This is a genomic window from Leptospira johnsonii, from assembly GCF_003112675.1.
In the GTDB taxonomy this organism is placed as follows: Bacteria; Spirochaetota; Leptospiria; order Leptospirales; family Leptospiraceae; genus Leptospira_B; species Leptospira_B johnsonii.
In genome coordinates, this window is the sequence record NZ_BFAY01000007.1 from 156,638 (window position 1) to 177,926 (window position 21,289).

General features: G+C 43.2%; 20 protein-coding genes. 6 read left to right on the forward strand and 14 right to left on the reverse strand.

The window, feature by feature from the left end; all coding sequences use genetic code 11:
• Window positions 1–3 precede the first annotated feature (3 nt).
• From atpG to LPTSP_RS06240, 10 genes are all read right to left on the reverse strand, one after another.
• Entirely contained in the window at window positions 4–864 is an 861-nt protein-coding gene (gene atpG / locus LPTSP_RS06195) for an ATP synthase F1 subunit gamma (protein ID WP_108927947.1), read from the reverse strand.
• A 13-nt stretch (window positions 865–877) separates the two neighbouring features.
• On the reverse strand, window positions 878–2,392 hold the full coding sequence (gene atpA, locus LPTSP_RS06200; protein ID WP_108927948.1) for a F0F1 ATP synthase subunit alpha: 1,515 nt from the start codon (window positions 2,390–2,392) through the stop codon (window positions 878–880).
• Complete coding sequence (atpH, locus tag LPTSP_RS06205; RefSeq protein ID WP_108927949.1) at window positions 2,382–2,942, reverse strand: ATP synthase F1 subunit delta; 561 nt, start codon at window positions 2,940–2,942, stop codon at window positions 2,382–2,384. The genes atpA and atpH overlap by 11 nt, the downstream gene beginning before the upstream one ends.
• 4 nt (window positions 2,943–2,946) lie before the next feature.
• Window positions 2,947–3,474 carry a F0F1 ATP synthase subunit B gene (locus tag LPTSP_RS06210; RefSeq protein ID WP_108927950.1) on the reverse strand — a complete coding sequence of 176 codons (528 nt, stop codon included), beginning with the start codon at window positions 3,472–3,474 and terminating at the stop codon, window positions 2,947–2,949.
• A gap of 2 nt (window positions 3,475–3,476) precedes the next feature.
• Complete coding sequence (gene atpE / locus LPTSP_RS06215) at window positions 3,477–3,764, reverse strand: ATP synthase F0 subunit C (RefSeq protein ID WP_108927951.1); 288 nt, start codon at window positions 3,762–3,764, stop codon at window positions 3,477–3,479.
• 45 nt (window positions 3,765–3,809) lie between these two features.
• Complete coding sequence (atpB, locus tag LPTSP_RS06220; RefSeq protein ID WP_108927952.1) at window positions 3,810–4,859, reverse strand: F0F1 ATP synthase subunit A; 1,050 nt, start codon at window positions 4,857–4,859, stop codon at window positions 3,810–3,812.
• A 115-nt stretch (window positions 4,860–4,974) separates the two neighbouring features.
• Window positions 4,975–5,328 carry a hypothetical protein gene (locus LPTSP_RS06225; RefSeq protein WP_108927953.1) on the reverse strand — a complete coding sequence of 118 codons (354 nt, stop codon included), beginning with the start codon at window positions 5,326–5,328 and terminating at the stop codon, window positions 4,975–4,977.
• A 14-nt stretch (window positions 5,329–5,342) separates the two neighbouring features.
• Window positions 5,343–5,576, reverse strand: a complete 234-nt coding sequence (locus LPTSP_RS06230) for an AtpZ/AtpI family protein (protein ID WP_108927954.1) — start codon at window positions 5,574–5,576, stop codon at window positions 5,343–5,345.
• Window positions 5,577–5,578: 2 nt separating this feature from the next.
• Entirely contained in the window at window positions 5,579–6,574 is a 996-nt protein-coding gene (gene lepB, locus LPTSP_RS06235; protein WP_245915482.1) for a signal peptidase I, read from the reverse strand.
• Between the two features lie 96 nt (window positions 6,575–6,670).
• Entirely contained in the window at window positions 6,671–6,892 is a 222-nt protein-coding gene (locus LPTSP_RS06240) for a hypothetical protein (protein WP_245915483.1), read from the reverse strand.
• Window positions 6,893–7,173: 281 nt separating this feature from the next.
• On the opposite strand from LPTSP_RS06240, the gene LPTSP_RS06245 reads away from it, so the two are divergent.
• Genes LPTSP_RS06245 through LPTSP_RS06260 form a run of 4 tightly spaced genes read left to right on the forward strand, consistent with a single transcriptional unit; the run spans window position 7,174 to window position 10,282 of the window.
• Window positions 7,174–7,977: an aldolase/citrate lyase family protein gene (locus tag LPTSP_RS06245; protein WP_108928189.1), complete on the forward strand. Its 804-nt coding sequence runs from the start codon at window positions 7,174–7,176 to the stop codon at window positions 7,975–7,977.
• A 3-nt stretch (window positions 7,978–7,980) separates the two neighbouring features.
• Window positions 7,981–8,532, forward strand: coding sequence for a TetR/AcrR family transcriptional regulator (locus LPTSP_RS06250; protein ID WP_100768526.1), 552 nt, complete (start codon window positions 7,981–7,983; stop codon window positions 8,530–8,532).
• Window positions 8,533–8,571: 39 nt separating this feature from the next.
• Window positions 8,572–9,573, forward strand: a complete 1,002-nt coding sequence (gene corA, locus LPTSP_RS06255; protein WP_108927956.1) for a magnesium/cobalt transporter CorA — start codon at window positions 8,572–8,574, stop codon at window positions 9,571–9,573.
• Between the two features lie 10 nt (window positions 9,574–9,583).
• Window positions 9,584–10,282: an SDR family oxidoreductase gene (locus LPTSP_RS06260; protein ID WP_108927957.1), complete on the forward strand. Its 699-nt coding sequence runs from the start codon at window positions 9,584–9,586 to the stop codon at window positions 10,280–10,282.
• A gap of 191 nt (window positions 10,283–10,473) precedes the next feature.
• On the opposite strand, the gene LPTSP_RS06265 is transcribed toward LPTSP_RS06260, so the two are convergent.
• Window positions 10,474–11,214, reverse strand: coding sequence for a LytR/AlgR family response regulator transcription factor (locus LPTSP_RS06265; protein ID WP_108927958.1), 741 nt, complete (start codon window positions 11,212–11,214; stop codon window positions 10,474–10,476).
• Window positions 11,211–12,176 (reverse strand): sensor histidine kinase, encoded by a 966-nt coding sequence (locus LPTSP_RS06270; protein WP_108928190.1) that lies wholly within the window; start codon window positions 12,174–12,176, stop codon window positions 11,211–11,213. The genes LPTSP_RS06265 and LPTSP_RS06270 overlap by 4 nt, the downstream gene beginning before the upstream one ends.
• A gap of 301 nt (window positions 12,177–12,477) precedes the next feature.
• Between LPTSP_RS06270 and LPTSP_RS06280 the strand changes: the two genes are divergently transcribed.
• Both LPTSP_RS06280 and LPTSP_RS06285 read left to right on the forward strand, forming a co-directional pair.
• On the forward strand, window positions 12,478–13,920 hold the full coding sequence (locus tag LPTSP_RS06280) for a hypothetical protein (RefSeq protein ID WP_108927960.1): 1,443 nt from the start codon (window positions 12,478–12,480) through the stop codon (window positions 13,918–13,920).
• Between the two features lie 10 nt (window positions 13,921–13,930).
• The gene (locus LPTSP_RS06285; RefSeq protein WP_108927961.1) at window positions 13,931–14,665 is read left to right on the forward strand and encodes a FecR family protein; all 735 of its coding nucleotides are present in this window, start codon (window positions 13,931–13,933) and stop codon (window positions 14,663–14,665) included.
• 66 nt (window positions 14,666–14,731) lie between these two features.
• Here LPTSP_RS06285 and LPTSP_RS06290 read toward each other — a convergent pair whose 3' ends face one another.
• Together LPTSP_RS06290 and LPTSP_RS06295 are read right to left on the reverse strand one after the other, a co-directional pair.
• Window positions 14,732–17,941, reverse strand: coding sequence for an Ig-like domain-containing domain (locus LPTSP_RS06290; RefSeq protein WP_108927962.1), 3,210 nt, complete (start codon window positions 17,939–17,941; stop codon window positions 14,732–14,734).
• Window positions 17,942–18,171: 230 nt separating this feature from the next.
• Window positions 18,172–21,282, reverse strand: coding sequence for an Ig-like domain-containing domain (locus tag LPTSP_RS06295; protein ID WP_108927963.1), 3,111 nt, complete (start codon window positions 21,280–21,282; stop codon window positions 18,172–18,174).
• Window positions 21,283–21,289: the final 7 nt, after the last annotated feature.

Genomic DNA, 21,289 nt, shown 5'->3' on the forward strand with positions numbered 1-21,289 from the left:
GAACTAGTTTAGCGAGTCCGCACCCGCTACGATCTCCGAGATCTCCTGAGTGATCTTCGCCTGACGGATACGGTTATAACCGCGGGTCAGGAGTTTGATCATCTCGGAGGCCGCGTCCGTTGCGGATTTCATGGCCACGCGTTTTGCGATCTGCTCGGAGCAATTCGCTTCCAAGATCGCTTTTAAAAATGCTGTTTTAACAACTAAGGGAAGAAGAGATTCCAGGATACTTGCCGGGCTCGGCTCGTATAATACGTTGGAACCTATATTTGATTCACCTTGCGCTTCGAACGGAAGAACCTTAGTTACTTCCGGCTCCTGATTTGCAGAAGAATGATATACTGTAGATACGATTTCCACCGCATCCACTTCTTCTTTTGCGAATAGATTCAGGAAGAAGTCCGCGAATTCCTCCGCTTCCTTATAACCGGACTTATCATCTATATGAGTGTAGGATTTTTCTATTTTCTCTTTTGCAAATTGGAAATAGGAAATTCCTTTTTTACCCACAACGAAAAGTCTTACGTTCGCTCCTTGGTCTTTCCACTCTTGGATACGTATTTTCGCCAACCTGATCGTTTTGGAGTTATATCCTCCACAAAGACCTCTGTTAGCGGTGATCACAAGTATAGCGACGGAACGAATCGTATTCGGTTTTCTTAAATAAGGACTTTTTACCACGGAAGCTAGGGATGCAAGCGCACCCACCAGTTCTTTAATCTTATTAGAGAACGGATGAGACGCGTTCACCCGATCACTCAACTTTTTGGATTTGGCCGTAGCGACCATTTCCATAGTTCGAGTGATCTTCCGAGTGTTCTTAACGGAACTAATCCGTTTCTTTATTTCCCGGGGTGTAGCCAAGATTTTTCTCCGCTTACTTCAGGTTCCTAACAAAGTCCGCTGCGATAGAGGCGATTACCTCTCCCAGTTTTCCTTCATCCGAAATTTTCTTTTCAGTACGAATTGCGTTCAATACTTCAGGCTGTTGGGTGCGAAGAACATTCAATAAATGTGCTCCGAACTCTCTCACCTTAGGTACAGGAACCTTGTCCATATGACCGCGGGTAACCGCAAAAATTTCTACTACCTGCTCTTCTACAGGATAAGGGCTGGAAACAGGCTGTTTCAACATCTCTACGATGCGATATCCTCTATCCAACTGTGATTGTGTGACAGGATCCAGATCGGTTCCAAGCTGAGCGAATGCTTCTAACTCGCGGAACTGAGCTAATTCCAGTTTCATTTTTCCTGCGACTTGTTTCATCGCTTTGATCTGAGCGGCGGATCCCACCCGAGATACTGAAATACCCACATCCACTGCAGGACGAACCCCAGATGCGAATAAGTTAGATTGAAGATAGATCTGACCATCAGTGATGGAAATCACGTTAGTCGGAATGTATGCGGAAACCTCACCCTCTTGGGTTTCGATGATAGGAAGCGCGGTGAGTGATCCTGCTCCGTATTTTTCATCTAATTTCGCAGCACGTTCCAGCAAACGAGAGTGAAGATAGAAAACGTCTCCAGGGTAAGCTTCGCGACCCGGAGGACGGCGAAGAAGAAGACACATCTGGCGATATGCTACTGCTTGTTTAGATAAGTCATCATAAACAACCAGAGTCGCTTTTTTCTCGTTATACATGAAGTATTCGGCCATAGAACAGCCTGAATAAGGAGCGATGTATTGCAGAGGAGCAGGCTCTGCTGCAGTCGCGGAAACTACGATTGTATATTCCAAAGCTCCTACAGCTTTTAGTTTTTCCACGATGGTTGCAACAGTGGAAGCTTTTTGTCCGATCGCTACGTAAACGCAGATAACTCCGGAACCTTTTTGGTTGATGATCGTATCCAGAGCGATGGAAGTTTTTCCAGTTCCACGGTCTCCGATGATCAACTCCCTTTGGCCTCGGCCTATTGGGATCATTGCGTCGATACTTTTGATACCTGTTTGAAGAGGCTCTTCTACAGGTTGTCTTTTGGAAATACCAGGAGCAGGACTTTCTACCGCGCGGGTATGTTTTGCATTGATCGGGCCTTTACCGTCAACAGGCTCTCCGAGTGGGTTTACCACACGACCGAGCAATTCGGGACCGACCGGAACTTCTAAGATTTTATTGGTTCTCTTAACGGAGAAACCTTCTTTGATGTTCTTATATTCACCGTAAATGATCACACCCACGGAATTGTCTTCCAGGTTGAATGCCTGACCGCGGATCCCGTTTTGGAATTCCACAAGTTCTCCGGCCATTACGTTTCTAAGACCGAAAACTCTCGCGATACCGTCCCCTACTTCCAGAACGGTACCTACTTCTTCTACGGCGAGGTCCTTTTTATAATTTAAAATTTCTTGCTTGAGAACCGACGTGATTTCGTCTGTTTTAATTTTCATACACAACTCCGACCGGTAATTTACTATCCAGCAAGGTTTGCCTTACTTTTCTGAGTTGGTTCTTCATAGAACCATCGATTGCCAAATCCTGGAAACGAACCACAAACCCACCGATAAGGCTGGGGTCCTCCTTAACTTCCAAGATAAACTCTGATTTGAATCTTTCTTTTAATACTTCCCGTAATTTGGAGAGCTCAGCCTCACTCAATAACGGATAACTTCTAACTTTAGCGCGAACTCTTCCGGCTTTGCGATCCAGCTCTTCCTTTAAGGCATCGTGGATTTCGGAAAGAAAGGAAAATCTTCCCCTGCGAAGAAGCACTTGTAAAAAGTTCAGAGTAAGATCTGAAACTTTTCCTTGGAAGGTTTTGAGTAAAACCGCTTCTTTTTCTTCTCTTTTAACCGCAGGAGTATCGAAAAAATTACGAAACAAAGGTTCAACGCGGAAAATTCCTACAATCGAATCCAATTCTTGTTCGGCTTCTTCCGGTGAAGAGCTAGCGTCCGCAAATGCGGCCGCGTATGTTTTTGGGATCGCTGAATAGCTCATTTGTTTACGCGCTCAGTTTTTTGATCTTACCTAACTCGGTCTCAATAAAGGACTTGTAATCGTCTGCCTTTAACTGTTTCTCCAAAACCAATCCAGCGACCTGAACGGTCATTTCTACGATCTGTCCTTGGAGTTCTGCTAATGCTTTGGATTTTGCAAGTTCGATGTCTTTGATTGCGCCGTCTTTTAGCGCCTTCACTTCTTTCGAAGCATCATCCAACATTTTGTTTTTCAGGTTAGTAGCGTCCGATTTCGCTTCCGCTACGATTCCGTTAGCTTGGTCTTTTGCTTGTGCGATTCTTGTTTCATAATCTTTAAGCAAAGCTTCCGCTTCGGAACGTACGTCAGCAGCCTTACGAATATCGTTTTGGATGGTCTCAGCTCTTTCATCCAGAGCTTTGAGGATCACATCCCAAGCGAAAACTTTAAGGATAATGACGACTATAACGAAGGTAACCAGGGTCCAAATAATCAGACCCGGATTAACGTCTAGTAGCCCGCCTAATCCTTTATCAGCTGCTAAGAGAAACAAGATTACTTACCTTCAGCTGGTGCGGAAACTTCAGTTTTAGCAGCTGCTTTGTTAACTGCATTGTTCAGAGTTCCACCTGCGAGGAACGCAATCACGATTGCGAACAGAGCCGCACCTTCGATTAGTGCTGCAGAGATGATCATCGCAGTTTGGATCTTTCCAGCTGCATCAGGCTGACGGCTGATTCCTTCAGCGGCAGAGCCACCGATTCTTCCGATTCCGAGACCTGCGCCTAAAATAGCGAGTCCAGCTGCGATTCCTACTCCGATGTATCCTAGTCCGAATTCCATTGTACTATATTCTCCTATTTGAAATCAAAACGCTTATAATTAAAATTAGTGCCTATGCATGCTCGAGCCCACGAAGAGCGAGGTTAGAAGAGCGAAAACGTAAGCCTGTAAGAAGGCTACGAACAATTCTAAGAAATAGATCGCGGTTGCTCCGAAAACCGAGATCGGTGCCACTCCCCAGGATTGGAATTGGAAAATGAATCCGAGTAGCGCTAATATGATTACGTGTCCCGCAGTCATGTTCGCTAAAAGACGCACAGTGAGTGCGAATGCTTTAGCAAGCGGAGAAATGATAAACTCCAACGGCCACATCAGGATGTATAAAGGCCAAGGCACTCCGTTCGGAACGGAATGAAGAATGAACTTTGGTCCTTGGTAAACAAATCCTGTTCCGTAGATCAGAAGTAAAGTAATGAGTGCGAGTGTAACGGTAACCGAAACATCACCTGTCACTGTGATACCGTTCCAAACTTTTGCGATCCAGATCGGTTCATGGTGACCTGAGTCAGTATGTGCAGCTGCCGGAACTTCTTCTCCTGCATTTATGGATTCCATTCCGAGTTGGATCACTTCTCCCACCGGAGGAATGAGTCCCATTAAGTTACAGAATAGAATGAAGAAGAATAATGTAAAAATATAATGATAATAAGCGTGTCCGTGACCGTCTGTATTTGCATCCACTACATCCTTTTTCAAGAAACTCACGAAAGCTTCTACGCCGTTAGCGAATCTACTTTGTATCTTTAAAGGGTTTTTTGCAATCAGTCGAGCGGCAGGAATAAATACGATGAGAAGAAGGAAGGAAACGATCCACATCATCGTGACACGACGAGTGATATGCAGATCCAAACCGCCAACAAAATGGAATTTATGGCCGGTAGAATGCTCAACAAAAATGTTTTCTGCATGAGGATCGAAACCTTCGTGACCCTCGAAAACTTTCTTTCCGCCTATATTGAAAGGAAACTCCGCATGGTCCATCAAGTGATGAACTAAAACCTCGTTTAGATCAAAAGGTTTGGAGGCTCCTCCCTCGGAGGCGAATAATGGAAGTGAGAACAATAATAATGCGGTCGCGAAGATTTGTTTCAACATACTTGTAAATGGATCCTCTCGTAAACGACAGGAAAGAAGAGTTTTGGGAGCACCATCCCAGGGTTCTATTTCCCGCAATATACCTTTAAAACGTTCTTTGAAGCGTTTTAAGCGGTTACCTTGCGAATACCAATATTAAAAGGTTGGCGAAATGGGCAATAAAAAAACCGATCACAAAACCTTCACGTTCGCCTCTCCAGATAAACAGTACTAAAACGGCTAAATGAATAAAAAAAGACAGAACAGTCGTTCCAAATTGGATCAAAAAACCTTCTTTGGAATGTTTCCAAAGTAGATAAAATCTAAAATTATAAAGAAGCAAAGATACTGAAAGAGATATTACAATTCCCTTCCAAAAGCTTAGGTCGGAAACCTCGTAGAGTCGAAACCATAATCCGAAGACTATAAGAAGTAAAACAAAACCTATATAATACTTTTTAGGTTGTAATACCCCGTCCAAGTCCTTCATCCCAAAGACCGGACTTATTCCTTTTTGTCGAATTGGCCAACTCTCATAAGAAGATAATAAATCCCGTAACCGAATCCGAAAATTGCGCCGAACAAGATCCCAAAAGGAGACCAACCGAAACGTCCATCCAAATACCTTCCTATAAAAACGGAAGCTATGATGATAAAAGCGAACTCGGTTCCTACGCTCGCAAGCTGCCAAGGGGAGACATCTTTCTTTTCAGGAGGTTTTTGATCCGGTTCGCTCATATTTATTCCAGTACGGTTCCGATTCGATACCAACGGACCTGCATTCTAGGAATTCTATAAAATATAGTACTCTTGAACCAGTTCATATTAGAGCCTATATCCCCACATTTCGATCTAAATTCTTCCGGATCGTATTTTTGTGCGGAGTCTCCGTTCATTCCAAGGTCTTCTGCACTTTTGTAAGCACATACATGATCCTTCCAATTGATGGAGAAATAGATCAATGCTGCTTTTCCGAGTATATTGTCTCTAGGAACGAATCCCCAGAATCTGGAGTCGGAAGAATTTGTGCGGTTGTCTCCCATCATCATATAATGATCTTCAGGGATCACACAACCAGTGACCTGAAAACATTCAGCATCTTTGAACTCGTGAGTATAAGGACGAGTGTTCCCTTCGATAACGTAATGATCGAAGCCAGGTTTCTTTTCTTTAAAAAGATAATATTGGACTGCAGCATCATCGTCCAAGTCGTCGAATAGATTTCTCTTTTCTTCGTCCTTAAAATCATAAGCGGAGAAGGTTGTACTCCCTTTTTCCATGTATTCTATTCTGCCATAAACTGTAGGGAATCCATCTCTTTCGTGCAGGACTTTTACAATACGGATCCTATCACCGGGAAGACCGATCACTCTTTTAACGAATCTTTTCGGGAACCAGCCTTCCTTTTCCTCCGGAGAGACAGCTCCATCGGGAGGGATGAAGGTTACGATATCCCCTCTTTTTGGATCATCATATCTTTTGAGTTCTATATCCGTAAAAGGAAGTCGAAGAGAATATCTCATCTTATTTACGAATAGAAAATCCCCGATTTTCAATGTGGGGAGCATGGATCCGGAAGGAATATTGTTCGCGTCCAGTACGGAAGATTTAAAAGCTAAGACTAATAAAACGATAAAAAAGAAGGAGAAAGTGGAATCTACGGATTCTTCTCCAAATATTTCCTGGATCCAAGTAAGAAGTTTTTTCAAAAAGGTACTGCCCTTCGGCTGGCTCATAGGCCTATTGATACGGAATCGGTATTTCCCGTCAATTCGGAAGACTGAAACCCACTTTCCCCATTCAGTTTCGCACTGAGATCACAGAGGCAATCGTTACATTCCGCCGGTTTCAGTGACGAGATATGTTTCTGCTGTTCTATCGAAACAGAAAGCTTCTACCCCGCCACCTCCGCTAGTGAAGTATTGTGGATCATTTTGTATGATAAAACAATCCTCTCCATCTGTATCTATGCAGGCCTGGGTCGAAGCTACACAAACAAAATAGTTAGCAACCGGATTGAATTCTTCCTTTTTCTTTCCTTTAAGCTTGTCCATCTCCTCTCCGGAACATCCCAAAAAGAGAAATAAACTAAGTGTTGGTAATAAAGGAAGTTTTTGAGCCATTTAGTTATTGAGATCCCGTAGCAATTCAATAAGTTCCCGCGAAGGATCGAGCCGGGGTCACAAAATCGTGAATGCGATTTTTTGACCGGAGGCGAGAGCCTGGTCCGAGCTTTTGCGAGGACGCGGCCAAACCTTCCCCTAAAAGACCCCTCCAAAAGTTTAAAATTTTCAAAAATCCTTACTCTTTTTTGGAAACGGACGATACTATAAACGTGAAAGAGCAGATAGACCGCAAAATTATCGAACTTCGCCGCCACCTGATTTCTCTGAAACAGAGCTATCCTATCGTTGGATTGAAAGGTGGCACGGAAACGGAAGATATGGATTCGGACGAGATCCGAGCGCTTCATATCGTTGCCAAGGATTTGGTTCCGGTCACGGTTAAGATCGGCGGGCCAGAAGCCAGGACCGATATCCGTATGCTTGTAAAAGAAGAGATCGAGGGGATTTCCGCACCTATGATCGAATCTTCTTACGCACTGAAAAATTTTATTTCTACCCTTAAAAGTATGCTAAGTCCTGTGACTTTTTCCAAGGTCACAAAGGCGATCAACCTGGAGACTATCACAGGTTACAAAAATTTATTAGAGATCGCCGACTCGAGTGCATTCGAGGATCTGGACCAAGTGACTGCAGCAAGATCGGATCTTTCTTCATCTATGGGTATGATCCCCGATGATAAAGAAGTGATGAAAGTCACTCGCACCATCATTGCTATCTCCAAAGACAGAGGTAAAAAAACTTCTGTGGGTGGGACGATCACAAAACAAAATTTTAGAAAGATCGCAGAAGAGATCCGTCCGGACAAGATCAACTCCAGGCATGTTTGTGTAGACGCAGCAAAATCTCTGGAAAAATTTCCGGAAGAAGTAGCAGAAGTTATGCTCCAATTCGAGATAGAATTGTACGATCTGTTCTCTCTTTTAAAACCTGAAAAGGCCTACGGTTATAAGAATAGAATGGAAACCAATCGGGAAAGGATCGGATCCAGAAAGGTTCTCTATTCCATTCGGTAAACAATGGCCAAAGATACAAGAGACCTAATCCTAAGAACTTCCCTCAAATTATTTTCAGAACAAGGGTATCACGGCTCTACCATGAGGCAAATCGCCCAGAGGGCCGGTCTGTCTTTGGGGCTTGCCTATCGCTATTTCGAATCCAAGGAATCGATCTTAGAAGGGATTATCGAGTCTCACGATACGATCCTAAAAAAATATCTCCCCGAAAAATTGAACTCTACGGAGAATAGAGCCGAGCTCATCCAATTTCTGGGTGGACAGATCATCAAATTGGTAAAGGAGAATGAAGAATATCTCCGTCTGTATTGGAGCCTTATGCTCCAGCCGAAGATCCATAGATTAAAAAAACGCAATATTCATTTGGTAAATCTGATCTTTTATGAAAATTCCAAAAAGATCATCTTGGCGTTAAAACCGAATTACACCGAGTTCGAAGTGAAAAATCTCACTTCTGCCATTATAGGTTATATGATCAATCATTTGACCAATAAGAGAGAATTCACTTTGGAAGATTTCCGTGCGTACATTGTTTACGCATTGGAGAATACCTGATCTCCAGATTTTAGGAAAGAGTCGTATTAGAGCAAAAAGATGATGCGCTTTCTTTCCTTCCCTACTCCCAAAGAAAAAAATCCGTCTCCCAAGGCTGTCCTTCATAAAACGGACGCTTCATTCTATAAGAACTTCTCTCTTAAAAAAACCCTACACAAAGAAAAAGTCTGGATCGACGTAGAAAATCCAAGTCCGGAAGATCTGTTTTTTTTATCTAAAAACTGCGGCTTCCATGATCTTGCGATAGAAGATTGTGTGAATAGGAACCAAAGGCCTAAGTTCGAAGACTATGAGGACCATGCATTTATCGTTCTCCATAGTTTCAGATCGGAAGGAGAACAATCTTTTTCAGCCACAGAAACACATGTGTTTTTCAATCGTAGGTTTATCGTTTCCGTCCATGAACATAAGGAACCTCTGATAGATTCTCTTTGGAATCGGACTCTGACGGAACAGAATTTTAACTCCAAGGGAACTGACCATGTTCTCTATCTTCTTTTCGATTTTTTAGTGGATTCCAATTTTCCAATCCTGGACCAGATCTCCGAGCAGATCACCGACTTGGAAAACCAGATATTGACGAGCGAGATAGAACCCGACTTCATAATGAATATTTTATATGTGAAAAGGAATCTGGTCCGAATGAGAAGAGTGCTTTCTCCGCAAAGAGAAGTGCTCAATCTGATCATGAGACACGAAGACAAATTCCTTTCGGAAAGGGTACGATTTTACTTCCGGGATGTGTATGATCATTTGAGCAGGTTAGTGGAGACCATAGACATGGATAGGGATCTGATCGGGAACTCCATGGACGCATACTTTTCGATTCTTTCCCAGAAAACAAATGATATCATCAAACGCCTAACCCTGGTTTCGATGATCTTTATGCCACTCACCTTCTTGACCGGGTTTTTCGGGATGAATTTTACCGAACTTCCTTATGAGAACAAACTGGTCTTAAGCGCGTCTATAATCACAATGCTTACCATCCCGGGTGGTATGATTTTATATTTTAAGTATAAAAATTGGTTCAAAGATTAGTCCAAGTCTTATGGACAAAAAAATTGCAATCGTTACCGGCGCAAGCCGCGGCATAGGCGAAGAAGTTTCTAAACAACTTTCCAGGTCAGGGATCCACATCATCTGCGCTTCCCGCAAAAAAGAAAATTCTGAAAAAACGGTCGTCTCCATCCAAAAAGAAGGAGGCTCCGCAGAAGCTTTCGCTTTGGATGTTTCCGATCCGAATTCCATCCAAACATTCCTGAAAGAGATTCTCTCAAAATATCCTAAAATCGACATTCTTGTGAATAACGCAGGAGTATACTTGGATAGCGGATCTATCGAGAATACTACTTTAGAAATGTTGCAAGGAACCTTAAACACGAATCTGATCGGGCCTTTCCTTCTTTCCCAAAAGATCTTAGGTTTAATGAAAAAGAACGGTTACGGAAGGATCGTAAATGTAAGCTCTGGAATGGGCCAACTTTATGACATGAGTTCAGGCTATTCCGCTTATCGTATTTCTAAAACCGCTTTGAATGCTCTCACTCGCATCCTTCATTCCGAATCTTCCGGAAAAGATATCAAAGTGAATTCTGTTTGTCCAGGTTGGGTAAGAACCGATATGGGAGGTAAGTCCGCGACTCGCTCCGTGGAACATGGTGCGGAGACAATTGTTTGGGCGGCTCAATTAGATAAGAGCGGTCCTTCCGGAATTTTCCTGAGAGATAAAAAAGAGATTCCTTGGTGAAGGAAGGCGCAGTGGCCCTGAGATAGATTTGTAGGAATTCCTACATGGATTCGAGGACGAGGATTTCGTTGACGGAAGAAGGATTATGTGATAGGCGTGTAAGCGCTCTCCCACGAGCCACTCCCCCCTCCCGAAGCTGGGTGGGGGCGGTTTTATCCGCAATGTAGGAACTCCAACATTGCATTCACACCTCACTTACCGAAGAGGCTTTTGACTCCTTCTACAAACTCTCTTCCGACCGGTAGATTTGTCTCGTCCTCGTCCTTTAGGTAAATTGTATATGCACCACCTGCCTGGGATTTTGCCGCAGAGACAAGATTTCGGTTTACCATATGTTTTCTATGGATACGCAAAAAATCCGTTTTAGGTAATTCTTTTTCTAAGTCGCCGAGCAGTTTAGCAGTCTCGTAATCGCCATCCTTGGTATGAAGAACAGAACGTTTTCCGTTGGCTGTGAGATAGTAGAGATCCGCATACAACACCCTGTGGATCAAACCTCCATCACGAAAAACGAATACTGGATCAGGCTCGCCGCTTGCTCTGGAATTAGAAATCGATTTTAACTGAAGATGATGAAGTGCCCTTTCCATACATGAGGAAAATCTTTCCTTTGTATACGGCTTTAAAAGATAATCGCAGGCTCCCACTTCGAATGCCTTGAGCGTATGCTCCCTATAAGCGGTTGTGAATACCAATACGGGAAAATTTTCCCCTATCTCTTCTAAAACCTGCAGTCCTGTTTTTTCCGGAAGATTAATATCCAAAAAGACCAGATCGAATTTTTCCTTTTTGAGAAGATCAATCGCCTGGGAGCCTGTTCTTGCGATCCCCCCTACTTCGAACTGGGGCCAACTTTCCAAAAATTTGCGGAGAAGGTCCCTAGCAGGAACTTCATCTTCTATCACTAAAACTTTATATAGCACACTATTCATCTTGATGCGAATTCCAATCTTAATGTGGTGATCCCGAATTTATCTTTTTCTAATTTGAGTTCCGCTTCTCCGAAATTATACTCTAACCTGGATTTTATATTATTTAAGGTTCGAGAGAATTCGGACTTTTTGTATTCCGGCAATAGATGATGTTCTTGTTTATCGTTCCCGTTATTTTTGATCTCTATTTTTATCCTTCCGAAACTTTCAGTGGCACTGATCTCCAATATCCCTGCTTCTGAACGATTTTCTAGTCCGTGCTTAAAGCTATTTTCGACTAACGGCTGCAATGTGAGAGGAGGTATCCTAAGTCTGGAGAAGTCTCCCACTTTCCTGATCTTGATCGTCAAGGAATCGGAAAAACGTATCCTTTGCAGTTCCAGATAGTTTACCGTGAAATCCCATTCTTCAGAAAAAGGTATGGTTTTTTCGAAGATACGATCGGATAAAAATCTATAGGTTTCAGAAAGTAGAATGAGCGCGTTATCCGCTTTTTGCGGATCGGTGACGAGTAAGGAATGGATTGTATTTAATGTATTGAATAGATAATGTGGATCCATTCTGTTCTGAAAGGTCCTGTATTGGATATCCTTCAACTCACTTTCCATCTTCTTCCTTCTTTCTATCAGGATTTGCATGGATTTTTCCAAAAAGGAAATGAATAACGCCAATATTAAGCTGCTGAGAAGGATATTATAAGATCCTCCGTGGGGCCTTTCCACACCTTCTCCAGCCAATAATAATACATGAATGATCCCGCCTGACGCAACTCCCAGAACGGAAGCGATCGCCGAAGCGACTACCAAAAAGGCCCCTGTAAAGAATGCTCCTTTGTTCAATCGGTTCAAAAATTCTACCGAAAACTCCACTATGGAACATACACAATGTGTGGTTACCTGAGTGGCCAAGAACACCTTCCAAAAAGGGGCTTTGGAATTATGAGCGACTAACAGCGAATTCATCGTGCCAATCACGGTGTTGATGGTTAGCCAGAACAATATCTTAAAAGTGCGCATAGAATAATGGTCGAAATTTTTTCCGGTCCGACTCCACTGATCCTTTATTCTTTTAACCCGTCGATTCCCTTTTTACAATCTTATTCCAGGGAAAGTATCGTTTATTCCAATCGAATGAAAACTACGGAAATCGGATCGACCCGATTGTTAAATAGAAAGTCTGGTAGACAAGAGAGTAAGGATAGGATTATCTAAACGAAATTTTTTCTTTACGACTTTTGTCGGCAAGTAATCGAGGGGGACCTCTTTGAAACGGACATCTATTCGAAAATTCATCACCGCTGCCTGCTTTATTATGGGATCCGTACATTTATCCGCTGAGGAAATCGTTACCACTAAGAAGGACGAACCAGACGGTTTTTACGGTTTGAAGATAGGAGGTATCCTCTCCCCTTCTTATAACCAAAGAATGAGAGACGGCGGCTCAGGACTAACTAACGCGTATCCTAATGAAGAACCGGGCTTCTCCACACCTTGGACCCTTTTGACGATTAATAAAGAGTTTAAGGAAACAGGGGTAAGCCTAGAACTATGGGGAGAATTATTACGTTCTGCGCAAGTAAGCGCTGACACAAGAATGGACGGAGGGACTAAATCTAATCCCTACATTTTAGGGATCAGAAGGGCACTTATCCGCAAGACCTGGGAGACAGGACTTGGAGAATATTCACTTACTTTCGGAATGCAGGAACTTCCACATACATACACCCAATGGAAAAATTATTGGAGATGGAGATATGTGGACAAGGGACCTTTGGAAAGTTTAGGATTTGCACCTGCTCCCGCAGATATCGGGTTAGGCGGAACAGGAAAATGGGATACAGTATCCGCTCAGGTTATTCTTTCCAATGGAGAAGGTTACAGGCAAACTCAAAACACCGACTCCACAGGTTTCGATCTTTCTTCTAGAATCTCTTACGAACCTAAAATAGGAGATGAAAACCGTATCGGACTTCATTTCTTTTATAGGTCTTCTAATTTAACTGGTGCTTCTTCTTCCGATTGTAAGGAAGGAACAGCCTGTCTTGCGTCGGATAATAATACTTCTACCACCCTCCGAAAAGATGTTCGTTCCTTAGAAAGTGACTCTTATGCTGTGGAAGCTAATTTTGATCGTAAAAAAATTCTTAACTTCGGACTTGGATACGTGTTCAGAAAACAAAAAGGCGGAGAAGTCCGGGATATTTCCAAACCTTTCGGAGCTGTGACTCCAGGTTTGGATTCCACAGGTAATGCTGCTTACGCTTGGTTGTCTTTAGGATGGGGAGATTTTAGGATCGTGGGTAGACTAGAAGGAGGAAGCGGACGAGACGGAATGCTTGCCGCAAACCGAGCTCAGATCAACCAGATCATGCCAGGAAGTCCCGAATCGGACTATTGGAATATACAAACCAATACAATAGGGCCTCTGGTAAGTTCTTCCGGTTATTCTGTCCACTCTTCATTCAGAAGAGGTTCCGTATTCATGGAATGGAATATTACGGATTCTTTACGTGTTTCTTTAGGATACACTGAATCCAGGAACAGGGATAAGGATGGAGACAGAGAACAATCCTATGTGGACGGGTCCGGAAATGAAAGGACCAAAGCGGAGTATTTACAACAATTTCAAGGTGGCGCGAACAATGGGATCGTATCCTACGGCCGTCTGACCAAAGAGTTAACTCTTTGGACCACCATCGAATTTTAAGGAGAAGTTTATGAAACTGAAAGTTTGGATGATCTTAAGCTTAATGCTTTCCATCGGTTCTTTGGTTTTAGTGAGCCAAGAGAATAAGGAGAAGGACGCAAGAGTTTCCTTCCTGATCGGAAAAGTACAATTGCAAAAAGGCGGTAAGGGAAGTTGGAACATTTTAAAACTTGGGGACCTTGTTTCCGAAGGAGATATAGTTTCCACGGGTAATGCTTCTAAAACCACCCTACTCTATAAGGGTTCGGAGTTTAAAGTCCTGCCGAATACAAAACTAAAAATTTCCAGTCTATACAACGAATCCAAGGACGGTAAGCTGGAAGTGCAAAGCGGATTTGCCTGGTTCCAGCTTGTGAACCTAAAAGGTAAAAAATTCGAAGTCACCACCCCTACTACCACTGCCGGGGTAAGAGGAACTGCATTCTCTGCTTTCCACGATCATAAAACCAAGGACTCTTCTTTCTGTACTTGCGAAGGTAAGGTTTTGATGAACGGGACAGGAGATCCTAAAGACGGGACCATGCAGGAAAAAGGAAATGGCGGTTATTATCCCGGAGACGGAGCAGAACCAAAAAGAAGCTCGTATGAAGGGATTATCGTAAAATTTAAATCTCTTCCTCCTTTTAAGGATCTTATGAAAAAGAATATTTCCCTAAAGAACTGTTTATCCTGTCATACCCCTCAAGGTTGGACTCCGGAGGATTCCGTTCCAAGCGATGAGACGTACGGCGGAGGAAAAATGTAAATCTTAACATATTAAGATTTTGGAATGCATGAGAGGCTCGAAAATCCGAGCCTCTTTTTTTTTACCCTAAGGACAAACAATCGTAGAGGCCGGATTAGAAGCCGCAGTTCCTTGGAACTGTAATGCTCCGAATAGATACGGATAAGGTTCGGAACCCGGGGTCACATTGAAAGTTTTCAACATGAGATTATCAGTATCCGCCTTTATATTACAGGTTGTATTATTCGTAGGATGGTATAGTGAACTGATCGTTAATGTTCTTGGCAAAGGCACCTGTCTTAACACGTTATTCACCAAAGGAACAATCAAAGAACGTATCAATGGATCCACTACTTGGAAAATCCCTTTAGGATCTAAACCGAATGGATTGAAAGCGTTACCCTCTAAAATGTCCAGTGTATAAGACATCTTTCCCACATCTTTGTTCAACACCAACTTTAACGCATTGAGCTTATCATACGTTGTATTTCCCGTAGGGTTCACAAAAGGTACGAAATCAAAAACTCCGTCCGCCTTAATACTTACCCTGGCCTTATTCAAAAGATAACGACAACTATTTGCAGCGGTATCCGCAGCTGCACTGCTACAAATCACCGGAGCGGCATCAGTCCCGATATTAGTTCCGTTCGGTCTTCTTCCAAAAATCCTTAATTCCAGATCCGTAAAGTTAACTACTAATGTAGGTTTCTGAGCAGCAGTTCCCACCCACTTGAATTCACCGTTCGGAGCATGGATCGCATACACATCTATGTCCACATCGTCCGTAGAATTCACACTTCGGATAAGTTTTGTAGGATCAGTTGGATTCAATCCGTTAAGCGGCCTTCCTGGAGAAAGTACGTTCATCAAGGTCCCAACTTTCACCAACTCTTGGGTCAATTGGAATAAAGGATCGTCTCCTGCGTAAGCAACAATCGTATCTATGAATTGACGATTGATCCTTAAGTTCAAGGCTCCATTCTGCCAAAGACTGAAAGCTGCTTGAGTGACTGTATCAGCGGTTAAGGTGAGAAGTAATCCTGGATTTGCGGCGCTATTATTAAAAGCATACTCTCCCGTCAAAGCTTGGGTTGCAGGTACCGGACGAGTACTCACAAAACCTACAGCGCCACCTTGGCCATGATAATTCGGATTCGTATTGGCAAGTCTACTTCCTGCCGGAGTCACGAGACCTAGATCTGCGGAGGCGACTACCGCTTTATTCGATCCGCTCATTCTAACTACAGCGTCCTGTTCTACTTGTAATTGAAGACTTAAAGGGAAATTTGCCAGAGGAGCCGGTAGATAATTTGGAAGAGTGATGTCCAAACCAGGGGTTTTTAAAGATTGAACCACAGAGTTCAATGCCTTAGGAGCAACACCTTGGATCACATCTCCTAACATCGCTTGCGTGATCTTAGGAGCAAGAGCGGCCACCATACTATTCGCCAAATCAGTACCGATAGAAGTGATCAGGTTTGCCAACCAAGAACCGGAACTCCTTTGTACTATATCATGAGTAGTAAGATTCACGGCCCATTCTGAAACGTAAAAATTACCTGTATCTGGATCCGTAGGAGAGAACGGGGTTTTGATCTGGATCACAAAATTCCCGTTACTATCCACACTTGAACTTGTACGTGCTTTTGCAGTACGAACCGGTTTTACGGTAATATTATAGTTCAGATCCGATGTCATACTAAAGGAAAATAACGTTCCTGCACAAGAACCGGCAAGCCCACAAAGAAAACCTCCTATATCTCCTTGGTTCCTAGCGACTACAATAAGACCTATGGTTGCCGCCTTTCCTCTCAAGGTTACTCCCAGATCTCCATTTCCATTTACTTTCAAACATGCTTTGATGTTCTCAGTCGCATTCGTAATATCTAAATTATTACAATCCTTAGTAGTACTTGCACCGACAGTTGTAGGAATATTCACGCTTGTGATATACACATCCACGTCGAAATTCATACAATCGCTCAAAGGAGGACATCCGTATCCGGTAAATGCTCCTTGGTTACTTCCTGTTCCATTCGGTCCGCAGTATCCGTCTTGGAAAGTGGCGGAAGTATAATCACTTGCGTCTCCATAACTTCTGATGAAGTTAAAAGAGTCGTAGTTCATACAATATCCGGACCGTTTTGTACCTGAAGTAGGTGCATTAGAAAAGTTTGCAAAAGTTTTAATCCCGTTGTCCGCTGGATCCTTGATTCTAAAATCTCCTCTTGCAAAACGTTCTAACACTCCGCCGAATAATTTTAAGGTCTGAGCCTCGTCCAAAACTGCCGCGGCTCCTTTGGTAAGAATATTATAAGGATTCGAATTTACTTTGCCGTAATTAAAACCGAAACTTCTTTGGAATACTTTTCCTGCAGAATTGGTGATCTCAAATACGTAGGAATTCCCACCTTGGAAAGGTTTCAGTCCGTCAGATAGACCATTCAGATTCAAAGAAGAAGCAAGGGCATTCGTCATATCGCAAGGAACACTCGGAGAATTACATACATCGTAAGTGACCGAAGAACCCATATGTTTCAGTTTGATGGATTTGATATAATTTGTGCCCGCTACCGGATTGGTAAAACTAGCGGTTAAATTCATAGCCAAAGTTCCAGGAAGTGCGTCCGCATATGTGAGGTCATTCACGGAATTTCCTGGGCCTACGGATTTCCCATTCAAACTCATGGTAACATAATAATCAGGTTCGGTAGTGAACTCCGCCGTATAAGCAGTTAAAGTTCCTCCTTCTATTCCCTTTGCATCTGAGGTTAAAGACAATTGATAGGTGGTATTCGATTTAAGTTCCCTGTACGGATCGAAAATCAGCCTTCCTCCTGATTTCCAATAAAAGACGCCCCCTTTACTTTCCGCAGCTGGAGAGCTAGGTCCTGGCAAAGGAGCAAAACTGGAAGGTCCTGTTTTTTCTCTTAAGGTAAAACTGGTAAATACAGTGTTTCGATCCATCGGTTCGGAAAAAACAATCTCCAAACTTTTGTATCGATCCACCTGATCGAATGACGCAAGATTTAATGCAGCTTGGGGGCCGGTAGTACCGAAATCCACAGGCAATGTGGCCGGGGTATCTGTCTCAGTATAATTGATATTATTGACGGTCCTGGGAACGGAGCCGCCTCCGTCTACGGGGATCCCGATAGAACTAAAGAATGAATCGAGCATTCCCCCGCTCTTTTCGGACTCTTTACACCCCGAAAGTATAGGAAGAACCGCCAGGCAGCTTATAACAACCGTCCGTTTAATAAAAATTCTTTCTCTTTCACCCAATCCGGTAACCATCTTCTTTCTCCAGTTTTCTCAATCACATTCACATGATTTCATTCGCGTTCGGCAGGAATCGGCACTCGTCAGTGCCTATCCGACCTCGAGCGGACCTTCTTCTTTCGAAAAACCGACCGCCCTTAAGAGTTTATTTTCAATTTTGGAGAAAACTCTTGGTTCTGGATTTATTCTATTTTTATAATATTATTTTTCTATGTTATTCCTCTTTCATTCCTATTCATATGTTCTTAAGGACATTGCACCACTGAGCCCGGATTCGTAGCCGCAGCACCTTGGAACTGAAGGCCTCCGAACAGATACGGATATGGTTCCGTATTAGGGATCGGGATAGTGATCAATTTCAATTTATCCGTAGTAGACTGAAGATTACATACTGCGCCGGAAGAGTAATTCGTGATCGCAGAAACATTCAGTGATTTAGGTAACGGAACTTGGCGTAATACGTTGTTCACCAATGGAATGATCAAGGAACGAATAAGTGGATCCACTACCTGGAAAATTCCCTTAGGATCCAGACCAAAAGGATTCACTGAGTTTCCTTCCAGAATGTCCAGAGTATAGGCCATACTAGTTTCATCTTTCTTGATCACAAGACTCATTGCGTTCAAATTATTATACTGAGGTTTTCCTACAGGATCCGGGTTATCGAATGGAATGAAATTAAAAGATCCATCTCCTTTGATACTCACACGCACCGTGTTCAGAAGATAGCGACAACTGTTTGCAGCATTATCTGCGGCCGCAGAAGAACAGGTAATCGAACTTAAAGTAGGATATCCGATTTGAGTCCCATTCGGCCTTCTTCCATAAATCCTCAATTCCAAATCCGTAAAGTTCACAACGAGAGCAGGAATAGCGTTAGCGCCCCCGTATTTAAACTCTCCATTAGGAGCATGGATCGCATACACGTCTATATCCACATCATCTGAAGATTTAACGTTCTGGATAAGCTTAGTAGAATCACTCGGATTCAAACCAACTAATGTTGATCTCCCCGGAGCTAAAATATTCAGAAGAGTTCCAACTTTCACCAACTCTTGAGTCAACTGGAAGAGAGGGTCAGAACCTGCATACGCAGTGATGGAATCGATGAAAGGTTTATTGATCCTTAAATTTAAGGCACCGTTTTGCCAGAGGCTATACGCAGCCTGAGTTACAGTGTCTGCAGTCAAGGTAAGAAGAAGCCCAGGATTCGTAGAACTTTTTGAGAATGGGAAAGTTTTTGTCAAAGCATCCGCAGCGGGAATAGGCCTAGTGCTCACAAAACCTGTCGCTAACTGGTGCCCGTGATAATTAGGATCGGTGTTGATAAGCGGATTTTTAGCGACCAAAGCCACAGAAGCGGAACCCACGAGACCCTTATTCGCTCCGGAAACTGTAGGAACTACATCCGTCTGAAATTTCAACTTCAAGGAAAGAGGGAAATTTTGGAGAGGCGCAGGAAGATAATCCGGCAATACAACATCCAAACCAGGGTTAGCTAAGGAGGTCACAACCGCATTTAGCGCATTAGGTGCGACCTTCTGCACTACGTCTCTCAACATGGACTGAGTGATTGCAGGCTTTAAAGCCGGGACCATCCCGTTCGCAATAGACGCGGTTACGGAAGATAGAAGGTCCGCTGCCCAGGAAGTGGAGTCGATATAGTCCACAGAATCAAGATCACCCGCATTGTTTTTCACTCGTAAATGATCGGACCATTCTTTCGTATAAAAATTGTCCGTTGGAACATTCGTAGGGAGAGCAGCTGCAGTCAGAGGAGTTTTAATTGCGATATTAAATTCACCATTCGTATCCACCACAGTGTTTGTGTTTGCAACTGCAGCACGAGGGTTAGCAGTTTCTCCCAGGTTCACTTCCGCAATCGTAGTAAAATAGAATCTATTTCCGGAACCCACGAGTCCCAAACCGATAGAACTACGGTTCCTTGCGATGATAGCAAGATTGATGATCGCCTTACGACCGTTAATGTTTACCTTCAGGTTATTATTTGCAGGAACGCTTAGGCTCGCAGTGATCGTTGGATCGGCTCCCGTAGTAGGTGGGATATTCACGCCGGTGATATAAACGTCCATATCGAAGTCAGAACAACCCAAGAAGCAACCGTTACCCACGAATGCTCCAGGATTCGCTCCCGCTCCCCCGCAATAACCGTCCCCATTTTCAGGATCAGTAGAATCGCCGAAACTGCGGATAAAATTCACCGCAGATCCACCTGTAGAATAATAATCAATACAATGACTGGTTCTTTTCGTAGTACTCTTAGGAGTATTCGAAAAATCTGAAAAAGATTTTCCAGTGATCTTATAATCGTTCTTGGTAAATCTTTCTAAAATTTGGCCGAATAGTTTTAAAGCCTGAGTCTCATCTACGATCGCCGCCGCGCCATTTGTAATCAAAGCATACGGAGTGGTATTTACTTTTCCATAATTGAATCCGAAAGATCTACGGAATACTTTACCGGCGGTAGTAGTGACCTCAAAGATATAAGCATTTCCACCTTGGAAAGGTTTCAGTCCAGCTTTAGCCCCAGAGAAAGCATTCAAATTCAAAGAAGAAGCAAGAGCTGCAGTCATATCACAGGGAGGAGCAGCACAAATTACGTGCTCAGCAGAAGAACTTAAATGTTTCAACTTGATGGACTGAATAGAATTCGCGCCACTGATCGGAGAAGTAAAACTCGCGTTCAAATTCATCGCGATCGTCCCAGGAGCCGCATCCGTATAAGTTAAGTCTTTGGAAGAATTCGCAGGACCAACTGCTGTTCCGTTTAACGTAGCGCTGATCAAATAGTCTGGCTCAGTAGTAAATTCCACAGTATAAGCCTGAAGATCCCCGCCTTCTAAACCTTTAGAAGCACCGGTCAGACTCAATTGATAAGTAGTATTCGGTTTAAGTTCTTTGTATGGGTCGAAGATCAATCTTCCGCCGGATTTCCAATAAAAGGATCCGCCCTTTTCCGCAGCAGGACCAGGTAATAAGGTTCCGGTTTTTTCCTTAAGAACAAAATCACCGTTCACAGTAGATTGGGTCATAGGCTCGGAGAAAACGATCTCTAAACTTTTATAACGATCCACTTGATCGGTAGAAGAAAGATTTAATAATGCTTGGGGTCCTGCAGTTCCGAAATCCACAGGAAGAGTCGCCGGCTCGTCAGTATCCTTATAAGGAGTTAAAGCGGCACTTGGAGGAAGACTTCCTCCCGAATCGGAAGCAATCCCGAGACTTGCAAAAATAGAATCGGATAGGCTCCCCGCTTTTTCTCCCCCGCATCCAATCGATACGAAGAATAATGTGAAACCTATAAGTAAAAATCCCTTGGATGTTTGCATCTTCATTTGTTTC